The sequence below is a fragment of the Pseudoalteromonas sp. XI10 genome (assembly GCF_001469895.1).
In the GTDB taxonomy this organism is placed as follows: domain Bacteria; phylum Pseudomonadota; class Gammaproteobacteria; order Enterobacterales; family Alteromonadaceae; genus Pseudoalteromonas.
Window position 1 is genome coordinate 118,788 of the sequence record NZ_LOPY01000040.1, and the last position, 12,736, is coordinate 131,523.

10 protein-coding genes and 1 riboswitch are annotated in these 12,736 nt (G+C 40.5%); of the genes, 6 read left to right on the top strand and 4 right to left on the bottom strand.

Going from position 1 to position 12,736, the window contains the following annotated elements; translation table 11 throughout:
• Positions 1-2: 2 nt before the first annotated feature.
• The 5 genes from AUR67_RS10285 to AUR67_RS10305 all read left to right on the top strand — a co-directional run bounded on the left by AUR67_RS10285 (position 3) and on the right by AUR67_RS10305 (position 8,339).
• A complete protein-coding gene (locus AUR67_RS10285) occupies positions 3-3,155 on the top strand; it encodes an efflux RND transporter permease subunit (protein WP_058585208.1) in 3,153 nt (1,050 codons plus the stop codon).
• 157 nt (positions 3,156-3,312) lie between these two features.
• Entirely contained in the window at positions 3,313-4,929 is a 1,617-nt protein-coding gene (locus AUR67_RS10290; protein WP_058585209.1) for a L,D-transpeptidase family protein, read from the top strand.
• A gap of 8 nt (positions 4,930-4,937) precedes the next feature.
• Positions 4,938-5,801 (top strand): D-Ala-D-Ala carboxypeptidase family metallohydrolase, encoded by an 864-nt coding sequence (locus AUR67_RS10295; RefSeq protein ID WP_058585210.1) that lies wholly within the window; start codon positions 4,938-4,940, stop codon positions 5,799-5,801.
• 71 nt (positions 5,802-5,872) lie between these two features.
• Positions 5,873-6,874: an alpha/beta hydrolase gene (locus tag AUR67_RS10300; protein ID WP_152996518.1), complete on the top strand. Its 1,002-nt coding sequence runs from the start codon at positions 5,873-5,875 to the stop codon at positions 6,872-6,874.
• 103 nt (positions 6,875-6,977) lie between these two features.
• Positions 6,978-8,339: a serine hydrolase domain-containing protein gene (locus AUR67_RS10305; RefSeq protein WP_161936939.1), complete on the top strand. Its 1,362-nt coding sequence runs from the start codon at positions 6,978-6,980 to the stop codon at positions 8,337-8,339.
• A gap of 62 nt (positions 8,340-8,401) precedes the next feature.
• Here the strand turns inward: AUR67_RS10305 and ribB are convergent, their stop codons facing one another.
• Together ribB and AUR67_RS10315 are read right to left on the bottom strand one after the other, a co-directional pair.
• Positions 8,402-9,055: a 3,4-dihydroxy-2-butanone-4-phosphate synthase gene (gene ribB / locus AUR67_RS10310; protein WP_105180530.1), complete on the bottom strand. Its 654-nt coding sequence runs from the start codon at positions 9,053-9,055 to the stop codon at positions 8,402-8,404.
• Between the two features lie 106 nt (positions 9,056-9,161).
• Positions 9,162-9,309, bottom strand: a riboswitch (FMN riboswitch).
• Between the two features lie 47 nt (positions 9,310-9,356).
• A complete protein-coding gene (locus AUR67_RS10315) occupies positions 9,357-10,295 on the bottom strand; it encodes a LysR family transcriptional regulator (protein ID WP_058585213.1) in 939 nt (312 codons plus the stop codon).
• 102 nt (positions 10,296-10,397) lie between these two features.
• Here AUR67_RS10315 and AUR67_RS10320 point away from each other — a divergent pair, with 102 nt between their 5' ends.
• On the top strand, positions 10,398-11,054 hold the full coding sequence (locus tag AUR67_RS10320; protein WP_058585214.1) for a nitroreductase family protein: 657 nt from the start codon (positions 10,398-10,400) through the stop codon (positions 11,052-11,054).
• 36 nt (positions 11,055-11,090) lie between these two features.
• Here the strand turns inward: AUR67_RS10320 and AUR67_RS10325 are convergent, their stop codons facing one another.
• Together AUR67_RS10325 and greA are read right to left on the bottom strand one after the other, a co-directional pair.
• On the bottom strand, positions 11,091-12,134 hold the full coding sequence (locus AUR67_RS10325; protein WP_058585215.1) for a S66 peptidase family protein: 1,044 nt from the start codon (positions 12,132-12,134) through the stop codon (positions 11,091-11,093).
• A gap of 119 nt (positions 12,135-12,253) precedes the next feature.
• On the bottom strand, positions 12,254-12,730 hold the full coding sequence (greA, locus tag AUR67_RS10330; RefSeq protein ID WP_054561700.1) for a transcription elongation factor GreA: 477 nt from the start codon (positions 12,728-12,730) through the stop codon (positions 12,254-12,256).
• Positions 12,731-12,736: the final 6 nt, after the last annotated feature.

Genomic DNA, 12,736 nt, shown 5'->3' on the forward strand with positions numbered 1-12,736 from the left:
CCATGACCACGCACAGAGAAAAAGGGCTTATTGCCTGGTTTGCTCGCAACCCAGTAGCAGCAAACTTACTTATGATTTTCATTTTAGTGGGTGGCTTATTGACAGCAATGTCGGTGCGTAAGCAAATGTTCCCACAATTTGAAAGTAACTGGATCAGTATTCAAGCTGTTTATCCGGGGGCTGCGCCGCAAGAGGTAGAAGAAGGCATCACCATTAAGGTCGAAGAGTCTTTAGAAGGTCTCGAAGGCATTAAGCGTTTAATTACCTATTCGAACCGTGGTTTTTCACAAGCTTGGATAGAAATCGAAGAAAAGTACGACCCGCAAGAAGTACTCGATGAAATCAAAATGCAGGTTGATTCAATCAATACCTTCCCTGCGGAGATGGAACGCCCTATTGTTCGCCGTGAAAAGTTTGAGCAAGAAGTGATGATTCTCGCGCTGTATGGCGATATGAGTAACTACCAGCTCAAAGAACTTGGTAACGACATAAAAGATGAGCTACAAGCTTTACCACAAATTAACTTGGTCAACTTTTACAGTGGCTTAAACTATGAAATTGGCATTGAAATCAGCCCAGATAAACTACGTGAGTATGGTTTAACTTTCCGTGATATTGCCACAGCCGTACGCAGCTTCTCTGCCAATATGTCAGCAGGTCAAATTCGCTCTGAAAATGGCTACATTTCAATGCGTGTTGAAAATCAAGCGTATCGTGGTAAAGAGTTCGAAAATCTGCCTTTATTACACTTACCAGATGGTGCACAAGTTTTCTTAGGTGATGTAGCAACAATTAACGACGGTTTTGAAGAAGGCTTACAATACTCTAAGTACAACGGTAAAAACTCACTGACTTTTGAAGTAAATGCTTCCAAAGATCAAGACATCACTAAAGTTGCTGCGGTACTAAAAAGATACCTAGATGATAAAGCACCACAGTTACCAGCAGGTGTAAAACTATCACCTATTGTTGATTTAACTTACTACCTTGAAGGTCGTCTAAACATGATGATCGACAACATGATCTGGGGTGGTATTTTAGTAATGGTAGTACTGGCGCTATTTTTACCACTTCGCTTAGCGTTTTGGGTAATGATGGGCTTACCTGTGTCATTCCTAGGTGCATTTTTAATGATGCCACTGGGCTTTATAGACATCACTGTTAACTTAGCTTCTTTATTCGCATTTATACTGGTGCTCGGGATAGTCGTTGATGATGCTATCGTCGTCGGTGAGTCAGCCAGTGCTGAAATTGAAAAGCACGGTCATAGCCTAGATAACGTGGTACGCGGCGTAAAACGCGTTGCTATTCCTGCAACCTTTGGGGTGTTAACTACAATTGCCGCATTTTTACCACAAACACTGGCATCAGGCCCTGGCTCTGCGTTTTCTAAAGCCATTGGTGGTGTAATTATCCTATGTTTAATTTTCTCATTAATTGAGTCAAAACTAATTTTACCGGCTCACTTAGCAGCAATGAAAAATAAACCTGCGAACCCTAAAAATCCATTACATCGCTTACGTTTAGGTATGGATAAAGGCCTCAAGAACTTTGTTGATAATTACTACACACCATTTATTGGTCGCTGTATTCATTACCGTTACACCGTGATTGTTGGCTTTATCTGTGTGCTTATTGTTAGTGGCGGTATGTTCGCTGGTGGTTTAGTGAAATTTGTTGCGAACCCTAAAATTCCACATGATTTCCCACGTATCTCAGTTGAAATGAACTTATCGTCGTCTGAGCAAGCAACCCTTGAGACAGCGCAAACCATTGAAAAGCTGATTTTAGATGTCGATAAACAACTTGAAGAGCAATATGGTCAAGCGATGATCCGCGACTTATCGGTTAGTTTACGCGGTCGTACAAGTGCACGCATTATGGCGATTTTGGTTGAACCAGACTTACGCCCTATTGATACCTTCCAATTAAGTGCAATGTGGCGCGAACAAATGCCACCACTGCCAGGTGTGAAAACACTGAATATTGAAGACAGTATCATGAACGGTGGTCGTGATGACGGTGATGTTAGCTTTCGCTTAGAAGGCAAAGATATCAATAAGCTCAAAGAAGTTGCTGCTAAGTTAAAAGAAAAGCTTAATAGCATGCAAGGCGTAGGTGATGTAAATGACTCACTACAATCTGCAACTGACGAAGTTCAACTTGAACTTAAACCACTAGCTTACAGCTTAGGTTTAACCCTATCGGATGTGGCATCACAAGTTAGCTTTAGCTACTACGGTTTAGAAGCACAACGTATTTTACGTGACGGTGAAGAGATCAAAGTAATGATCCGCTACCCTCGTGAATCGCGCAATGCAGTAAGTGACATCACAGATGCTCGTATCATTACGCCAACGGGTGTTGAAGTACCGCTTGCTGAAGTTGCTAAAGTTAACATTGTAGATGGTGTAAACCGTATTCGCCGTGAAAATGCTAAACGTACTGTAAACGTTTGGGCTGCAGTTAATACTGATCAAGCTGAACCATTTGCCATTGCAAAAGAAATTCGTGACGAATACTTACCTAGCTTACTGAAAAGCTACCCAGGTGTAGAAAGTAATGTGGCAGGTCGTATTCAAGAAGAATTGGACAGTGTGGCAGAACAAGTACGTGACTTTGCTTTATCAATGATGATTATCTTTGCGTTACTTGCTATTCCACTGCGCTCGTACTCACAGCCATTTATTATCATGTCTGTTATTCCATTCGGTGTCATTGGTGCGATGTTTGGCCACATGATTTTAGGTATGACAATGAGTAGCCTATCAGTATTCGGTATCATCGCTGTTGCAGGTGTGGTCGTAAACGACTCGCTAGTGATGGTCGACTTTGTTAATAAAGCTCGCGCCGAAGGTGTAGCAATCAAAGAGGCCGTGATGCAAGCCGGTGCGCGTCGTTTTAGAGCGATATTACTGACCTCAATAACGACCTTTATTGGTGTATTACCAATCATTATGGAAACAAGCTTACAAGCAAAAATCGTTATCCCAATGGCTGTATCTCTAGCATTCGGGGTGTTATTTGCAACGGTCATTACGCTTATTTTAATCCCTTGTCAGTACGTCGCGTTAGAAGACTTTAAACGCTTAATTGGCAAGCTAAGAGGTAAAAAAGCAGAGCCAGAAGCAAAATTACAAACAACCAGTAATTAAGCCCCTCTCAAGATCCCAACCGAACGCTTGGCAATAAATTTGCCAAGCGTTTTTTATTTAAAAATATGTTCCTATAAATCGTATTGTTTTGCTAAGCTTAAATGAGCAAAAAAGAAACAATTCAAGAAATTACTAAATACGTTATAAGGACATAGCTATGAAAATTCTACGCTACACAGCTTTGGTAAGTTGTTTATCCATTTGTATGCCTGTGCTGGCTGAAAACCAATACTTACAACAACAGCTTGAGCCTATTCTGATTGGTGAGTCTCACAGTATAGAAGGACAACAAATCCACTCCCCAGAAATGACCGTTGCCACCTATAAAGCAAATAATTTTGAACGAGTATGGGACAACGCAAAATATGCCAAGCAAGCGCTCAACTTAATTGCGCAAGCAGAACTTGAAGGGCTATCTCCTAACGACTATCACTTTGATACATTAATGGCGCTGATCAACGAAATAGATAAACGCGGAGCGGATGCCGTAGAAGCACAGTTTGATGTTCTAATGACTGATGCCGTGATGAGCTATGCAAAACACCTAATTCGCGGAAAGGTAAACCCAAAACAATTGGCAGCTACTTGGAACTATGAACAGTTTGATGTCAGCCCAGATGCCGCAGCGGCCTCATTACTTAAACATGTAAAATCAAAAAGCCTTGATAAAGGACTTGAAAACCTAAAACCAGTTTTGCCTCATTATAAGCGTTTAAAAGACGCCCTTGTGTTTTATCGAGAGCTTGATGCCACTGGCGAGTTACCTGACTTCGCACTGCAAAATAAGGTATTAAAACCCGGGCAGTCGGACCCAGCGGTACCGCTTTTAAGACAAAAGTTAAAACGACTAAAGTATTTTGAAGGCAGTAACAGTGATGCCACTGATTATAACGATGAGCTAGTAGCAGCAGTTAAACGCTTTCAAAATGCCCATCAAGTTGCTGATGACGGTATAATTGGCAACGCCACTTTAAAGCTACTCAACAAAGATTACAGTGAGTACGTTAATGATATTTTAGTGAACCTAGAGCGCATTCGTTGGGTTGATAATACCCTTACAGAGCGCTTCTTAGTGGTAAATATCGCAGGCTATTTGCTGTATTTGTTTGAAGACAACAAATTGAAATGGCAAACCAATGTAGTTGTAGGCAGAAACTACACCAAAACCCCAATATTTAAAGGGCAAATGAGCTATATCGTGATGAATCCAACGTGGACAGTACCGCGGAGTATTTCAGGTGGCATCATCAAAAAAATGAAAGAAAACCCAAACTACTTAAACGAGAAAGACTTTGTTGTAGTTGATAGTCGCCGTAACCCAGTTGATAGCGAGAGTATTGATTGGCCGAATGCCAGCCGCAAAAACTTCCCATATTGGTTTGTACAACAGCCTTCAGAGAATAATTCATTGGGGCAAATCAAGTTTATGTTCCCAAATAAATACTCAATCTATTTGCACGATACCCCTGCAAAAAGTTTATTCCAGCAAGACCAACGTGCATTTAGCCACGGCTGTGTAAGAGTTGATGATCCATTCACCTTAGCTGAGAAAATCTTAGAAACGTCGGATAATTGGAGCCGTAGTGAAATTGATGACGCCATTGCTGCAAAAGAAACTAAAAAAGTCAGCTTATCAAAACCGCTAGACGTACTTTTAATGTATTGGACCGTTGCGGGTAACGACGAGGGCCTACAATTTTATACCGACGTTTATAATCGCGATGGTGCGTTATTAAAAGCACTCACCACACCATTAACAAACAATACAATTTAGAGGTCACTATGTATTTCAGCCGTATTATTTTTAGTGTGTGCTTAGCGTTAACTACATGCTCTGTTGCTGCCATTGAGTTAACTGACTCGCTGCACAGCCTTGTACTTGATGCAAAACAAGTGCTAACACTTGATAACACGGCTGATTTTACAGCTACGGCAGTATCAGATGTTGAGACTGAGCGATTAGGGCCAAATAGCATTGCCGTTTATGCCCCAGAAAATGCAGGGTTTTATAGCCTAGTACTGAGTAACAACAAAACCAGCAAACGCTTACTCGTTATAGTGAAAAAACCATTCAATGCTAACAATAAGCAATTGAATAATTATCAAATAGGCCTCTACCCTGCCCCTTATAAAGGCTACACACAATACAGTGCACCAAACGGGTTTATAGAAATTTTTGAGAAAGACTTATCACGCCAGCTGACTCCTCATGTGCAAGTTAAAAATGTAATTTGTAAGCAAGTGAGTGGCTTTCCAAAGTATCTTTATGTCAACAACGATGGCTTGATGATGCTCGAAGATCTGCTCACGTTTGTACAAAATGAAGGGATTAAAGTAAGCAAATTTGCCTTTATCAGCGGCTATAGAACACCCCACTACAATCGCTCAATTGGTAATGGCAAACACAGCCGACACCAATACGGCGATGCCTTTGACCTATATATAGATGAAGATGGTGATGGCCGAATGGACGATTTAAACGGTGATGGCAAACTAACGATTGCTGATGTTGATGTGCTTTATAAAATGTTTGAAAAGTTCCAAAAACAGAGCCGCTATAATGGCGGTATTGGCCGCTATAAACCCGCCTCCCATCACGGTGGTTTTGTTCACATAGATAACCGTGGATTTACCGCTAGGTGGTAATTGCAAGCTTCATATAACCCTTGAAGAAATATTATCCAATTGCATTATTACTGCTTGATTGGTAAGTTGTTGTGATTAATGGAAATACTACAATAACAACAAAGGGAATTATGCGCTTTATCCTCTGCATTTTTTATATTTCAGTCCTTAGTGGTTGTCAGAGTTTTATTGCTTATCAAATCACTCAACCTGTAGAAGAGATATCTTACGGTGGCCCTGACGACCCAATGTTGAATACCGTTTACGAAGGCATACCTCGAAAAACATGTAACACTACACATGAATGTTTAGCAGTTAGAATATTTTCCCATAATGATTTAATCGAATATTTTGAGCAAGGTGAACAATTTGGCATAACTTTTCAACTTAAATCAAAAGAGGAAATGGAAACATTTGAAACAACTTTGACCTCTATAAATGGTGCCAAACAGAAAAACGATTCAGCAATTATACTATTCCCAGGTTATGGTGTGAGTAGTTTGATTTATAGCTTTCAAGCCCGCTGGCTTAGCCATTTTACCGGCAAAGATGTCATCCTAATGCCTGCGAGCAATCAGTATAGTGAATTCAAATTTGGCCTAAACAGCCTTGATGTATTAAAGCAATATTTAAATACCAATCAATACCAACAAATTGATATTTTAAGTTATTCAATGGGCAGTATTGCTGCTATGCAACTTGCAAAGCAAATGCCTAATGTAAAGCAGCAGATAATGGTTGCACCAATGGTGCATTTTGATACCGCATTAATGTCCGTAGCTAAAAGTTATCACCCAACCTTAAGCTACTTTGTCAAAGATAATGATTTTAAAAACGCAGCAAAAGATGTAATTCAAAACAGTGCTATTGATGAAACACAGCTTGATTTATTCGCCCTACTGAACGGCAAACAATCAGCTAATAGAACCACACTCTATGTCAGTAACGCAGATCCAATAAGCCCTGCTGGTTATTGGCAAGTACTTCAAAATAAGAGTGTATCCATAGTGCATTACAGTAATTTAGACCACACCAGAATGGTCAGCCTTATTAATCAAGCCATGCGCAATGAGGTTTTACATCGATTAATGTAACCAACAAATAACAAGGACAGCAATGAACATATTCTTTAAGAAATTAAGATTACTTGTAGTTTTTTATCTACTCGCAATTTCAAGCCTCGCAAATAGCCAAAACATGCAAACAGAGATGGCTGACTTTATTAATGGCTTTCATAACTTTAAGCAGTTTAATGGCAATGTATTAGTTGCAAAGGATGAAAAAATACTGTTTGAACAAAGCTTTGGCTATGCCAACTTTGAGTGGGATATAAGACATAGTAATAAAAGTAAATTTAGAATTGGTTCAATTACCAAACAATTTACCGCCATGTTAATTCTGCAATTGGCACAAGATGGAAAACTTAAACTCGATGATCACCTTGCAACATACCTCCCTGATTACAGACAAGATATAGCCACTAAAATTACCCTTCGCCAAATACTTAATCACACCTCTGGTCTTGGAAATTATACTCAGGCAAAATCGTTTCGTGATGAGTACAGCCGAAACCCTTACAGTGTTGATGAATTTATTCGCTTGCTATGTAGTGATGATCTAGTGTTCGAGCCTGGCACTGAATTTCGTTATAGCAACTCTGGCTATTTTATTTTGGGTGCGGTAATCGAAAAGGTAACAGGTCAAAAATATCAAGACGTATTACAGAAGAATATTTTAGATCCACTCGATATGAAGGATACAGGCTATGATTCTCACAATAAAATCATTAAATTTCGCGTATCGGGTTACGACAATGGCCTAGCAGGTTATAGCAATACTGATTATTTAGATATGTCTATCCCGTATGCAGCAGGATCAATGTACTCAACAGCACGGGACTTACTAAAATGGGATCAAGCTCTTTACTCAGATAAGTTATTGAACAACGAGTATAAGAAGCAAATGTATCAAGTTTCTGAGCAAAGAAATTATGCGCTTGGTTGGGAAGTTACAAACCTTGATAAAAGCACCTACGGAAAACCGCTAACCCGTATTCAACATGGCGGTGGCATCAATGGTTTTAATGCGTTTATAAGTAGAATAATCGAAGACAAATTACTGGTTGTCATTTTAAATAACACCGGTGGTGCGCCACTCACACCCATGACAAATGGCTTACTGTCAATCTACTATGGCAAACCCTACGAAAAAGCGACAGAGCATGTAGATAGTAAACTGTATAACGTATTTAAACGTGAAGGTATTGCTGGACTGAAGAATACCTATCAGCAAATGGTGAGTGAGGGTAATACGCCTAGAGAAAGGTCGCTAAACTATTTTGGCTATGAATTAATGCAGATGGATGAACTAGACGCAGCAATAACAGTGTTTAAACTCAATAATCAATCTTACCCAGAATCAGCAAATACGTTTGACAGTTTAGGTGAAGCATATTTAGCAGCAGGTGATAAACAAAAAGCATTAGCAAGTTACAAAAGTGCGCTAAAACTTAATCCTGACAGTGAAAGTGCTAAACAAGCAATTGAGAAATTACAATAATTAAAGGCCACAATAGTGGCCTTATTTTTTACTTACAGCTTACAGCTTATAGCTTAAAGCTTTTAACATGCTTGTTTTTGTGTTGCTTGGATATAGGCAACTAAATCTTCAATCGATACAACGGGCATGTTGTGCTCACTGGCAAACTTGCTTACTTCAGGCAAGCGAGCCATTGAACCGTCTGGATTCGTTAATTCGCAAATAACACCAAACGGTGTTAAACCAGCTAACTGCATTAAATCAACCGATGCCTCAGTATGGCCACGACGAACTAATACACCACCGGTTTGTGCACGCAGACCAAACACATGCCCTGGGCGAGATAAATCTTCAGGCTTTGCATTGTCTGCTGTTGCCGCTTTAATGGTGGTTACACGGTCAGCCGCAGAAACGCCGGTCGTCACGCCCGTTTTAGCTTCAATGGTCACTGTATAAGCTGTTTTGTTCTGGCTGGTGTTATGCTCAACCATTTGTGGTAAATCAAGCTGTTTAACACGCTCATCGCCCATGCAAAGACACACAATACCGCTGCCTTCACGGATCATCATGGCCATTTGCTCTGTGGTCAGGTGCTGTGCTGAGTACACAAAATCACCTTCGTTTTCACGGTTTTCGTCATCTACCACAAGTACGCCTTCACCTTGCTGCAAAGCAGCAATCGCACGTTCAACGCGTTCAAGTGGTTCGCCAAATTGGCTGAGTAAAGAAGACTGAATCATCATTTTTAATACCTATTAAATTAAATATGAAAAGATTCAGGACATTGAAAGGCACAGCAAAAAAGACCACCCGCAGGCAGCCAATTACTGTTTTATAGATTAACTATATTCTCTTTCATCCGGACTATTACCGTCGGCTCTGGCCTCTCACCAGATCTGCTGACCTTCAACCAAAGTTAAAGCGCTCGCGGGCTCACTTTATTTCAAAGTATACCGCCGGTGGGGAATTTCACCCCGCCCTGAGAATGTTGCTTAATCAATAAGATGAATAAGCCAAGCTATTCTATACCTAAAGTAATTAGTTATCGAGTACCCGCTTATCTAATATGCCTTTTTCAATCAGTTGATTGAGTATCGCCTTGGTTTTTTCTCGGCATATATCACGCACTAGACGAACCGCGGGTGTAATGGACTGTCGACTTGGGCATATTAGCCAAAGCTCTGCACATAAGTGAGGATAATTTTGCATCACTGGCACTACCCGCCCACTTAGTAAATCATCACTGATATCAATACATGATTTAACCGCTAGGCCTTTACCAGCCACACACCAACGCCTTACCAAATCACCATCATTAGATGCTCGACGGCCTTGCATTTTCACTTTAAAACGCTCGGTTCCATCGGTAAATTCCCAAACATTATTGATGATATCTTGCAGTTGATAAAATAGACCCTGATGCTGATTTAATTCATCTGGATGTGTCGGCGCGCCATGTTCAGCAATATACTCTGGGGTTGCACATAACAGCCGCGGAACATTACAAATTTTAAAGCCATATAAATTTGAGTCAGATGGCGAGCCATACCTAAGTGCAAAATCAACGGAGTCTCGGTAAAAGTCGACATTACTATCGCTAATATGCGGGCGCATACTCAGCTTTGGATACTCATCAAGTAACTCATCTAACCATGGGATAATGATGTTGCGGCCTAAATCTGAAGATAATGCGACTCTTAGCTCCCCTTCAATTTCATCATGCTCACCCTTTAAGGCAAGTGTGGCTTGCTCAAGCATGAGCACTGCTTGCTGACACTGAGGTAAAAAGCGCTCCCCAGCCGCAGATAACCGCAAATGACGAGTTGTACGAACAAATAACTCAGCACCCAGCGCTGCTTCAACACGCTTAATAGCAGCGCTGGCGGTAGCGGCTCGCATGTCTAATTTGGCTGCTGCGGTTGTAATACTACGAAACTCAGCAACCTTGAGGATTAATTTGAGATCTTCAACCAACATATTAACTAAAAATTTTTGATAATGTTTATTCGATTATGCGCTTTATCGTAAAGTATGCAAGGCGTAAACTGCACCTAATTGTTATACATGCGGGAGCAAATCATGACACACCCAATCATTTCTGACTTACAACGCCGTTATACGAGTAAACGTTACGACGCTTCAAAACAAATTAGCCAAGCAGACTTAGCTGTAATTTTAGAAGCATTACGCCTGTCACCATCGTCTATTAACTCTCAACCATGGAAGTTTGTGGTAATTGAATCAGAGCAAGGTAAACAGCGTCTGCATGATAGTTTTGCAAATAAGTTTCAGTTTAACCAAGTTCATGCAAAAGCGGCATCACACACCATTTTATTTGCTTATAACCCAAGCTATAAACGTGCTGATTATGAAAAAGTAATTGATGCCGATATTGCTAATGGCCGTACAAAAGCAGAAAACAAAGAGCAGGCATTTGGTGCCTTCGCCTTTGTTGATTTAAATACTGATGAGCAAGGTGCTAACGCCGCTTGGACTAAAGCTCAAACATACATTGCATTAGGTAATACCATGCATACAGTGGCTCGTTTAGGTTTAGATTCAACACCGATGGAAGGTGTCGATAAAGACTTACTCGGTGAGCTATTCGCTGATGAGTTAGATGGTTATGTATGTGAAGTGGCACTCGCTATTGGTTATCACGAGCCAGAGCAAGATTATAATGCTGCATTACCAAAATCGCGTTTAGATAAAGATGCGGTGATTACTGTAGTTTAAAGCCTAAAGATTATGCAGGCTTGGCCTGCATAATTGTTATTTAAGGTCAGTCTTCACAACCACATTACTCGCCATACCTTCACATAAATCTGCAGTTATTGTGGCAACAGCACCATTAATTAATGCTAAATTAGGGGCTACGTGTCCAATGTCGGCATCAACGATAACTGGGAATAAATTACCTTTAAATGCGAGCTCTATTGCTTGGTATTCATCGAAGTAGCAGTCGTTATTAATTGCAGGGCTGCGGCCAAATACCACCGCATTTACATCAGTAAAAACATCATTCAACTTTAACGATAACAAACAACGTGCAAGAGCCATCGGACTAAGCTCTGCATTTTCTAGGTATAAAATTAACCCTTCTGGTGCATACTGTTTTTTAAACTCATGCAATGCATAGTAATTTGAGGGTAGCAACAGACCTAACGTATCTAAACAGCCGCCAATTAAGCGCCCAGACACTTCAATTTGGCGTTTATCTTTATAGTTAATACAGCGCCACTGGCTCGGAGCGGTATAGTCAAATTTAGCCTCAGGCTTGGCTTTATAATCAATAGGCTTTTGCTGATAAAATGGCGAAGCGACTTGATGCAGTTGCTGTTTTTCTTCAAGTGACATGGCACTGAATATATTTGCTAAATAAACATCAGGATCGTCAGGGTGAATTTGCATTAAATTTGCAGCGTGCAAGGTTGCCCAGCCACAACGAGTTGTTAATGCACATGCAAACGTGCTGATATCTGAAAAGCCAACCAACCATTTGGGCCTTGCCTTACTTATCGCATTGAAATCGAGGAGAGGTAAAATTTCCATGGTGAGATCACCGCCCCATGGCGGCATGATTGCTGCGATTGAATCATCAGTTAAATACTGCATGAGCTCATCAGCACGTTGCTTTGCACTGTTGTGCGACTGACGTAAGCAGGCACCTTCAATAACAGTAAAACCCTTGGCTGTTAAGCCATTAAGTACTAAGTCTAAGCGCTCATGAAAGGCTTTATCAACACCTGATGAAAAAGCACATATGGCTATTTTATCACCTTTAACAAGTGGCTTAGGATACTGAACTTTCGCCATTATTACTCCTTCATTACGACTGTCTTGTAGTCAACGTACCGAATAAATTCACGCCTGTAAACAGGCATAAAAAAACCGCAGTATGTAACTGCGGTTTTTCTCAATGCTTGGTTAAGCTACTAAATATACTCAACTTCAATGATTTCGTACTCTACTTCACCGTTTGGCGTTTTAATGATAACGGCATCATCTACCTCTTTACCAATTAAACCACGCGCGATTGGTGAGTTAACAGAGATAAGATTGTTTTTGATATCTGCTTCGTCATCGCCTACGATTCGGTATTTTACTTCAGCATCGGTTTCAACATTAACGATAGTAACCGTTGTGCCAAAAATAACTTTACCTGTGTTAGGCATTTTAGTTACATCAATGATTTGCACATTTGAAAGCTTCGCTTCAATTTCTTGAATACGGCCTTCGCAGAAACCTTGTTGCTCACGAGCAGCATGGTATTCAGCGTTTTCTTTCAAATCACCGTGCTCACGTGCTTCAGCGATATCAGCAACGATTTTTGGACGGGTAACTGTTTTTAATTCGTTAAGTTCTTCGCGCAGTAATGCTGCACCACGAACTGTCATCGGAATTGATTGCATATTATT

Bases quoted from the DNA above. Each gene is read 5' to 3' on its own strand.
- AUR67_RS10285 (WP_058585208.1), top strand. From the start codon at position 3: ATGACCACGCACAGAGAAAAAGGGCTTATTGCCTGGTTTGCTCGCAAC.
- AUR67_RS10290 (WP_058585209.1), top strand. From the start codon at position 3,313: ATGAAAATTCTACGCTACACAGCTTTGGTAAGTTGTTTATCCATTTGT.
- AUR67_RS10295 (WP_058585210.1), top strand. From the start codon at position 4,938: ATGTATTTCAGCCGTATTATTTTTAGTGTGTGCTTAGCGTTAACTACA.
- AUR67_RS10305 (WP_161936939.1), top strand. From the start codon at position 6,978: ATGCAAACAGAGATGGCTGACTTTATTAATGGCTTTCATAACTTTAAG.
- AUR67_RS10315 (WP_058585213.1), bottom strand. From the start codon at position 10,295: ATGTTGGTTGAAGATCTCAAATTAATCCTCAAGGTTGCTGAGTTTCGT.
- AUR67_RS10320 (WP_058585214.1), top strand. From the start codon at position 10,398: ATGACACACCCAATCATTTCTGACTTACAACGCCGTTATACGAGTAAA.
- AUR67_RS10325 (WP_058585215.1), bottom strand. From the start codon at position 12,134: ATGGCGAAAGTTCAGTATCCTAAGCCACTTGTTAAAGGTGATAAAATA.
- greA (WP_054561700.1), bottom strand. From the start codon at position 12,730: ATGCAATCAATTCCGATGACAGTTCGTGGTGCAGCATTACTGCGCGAA.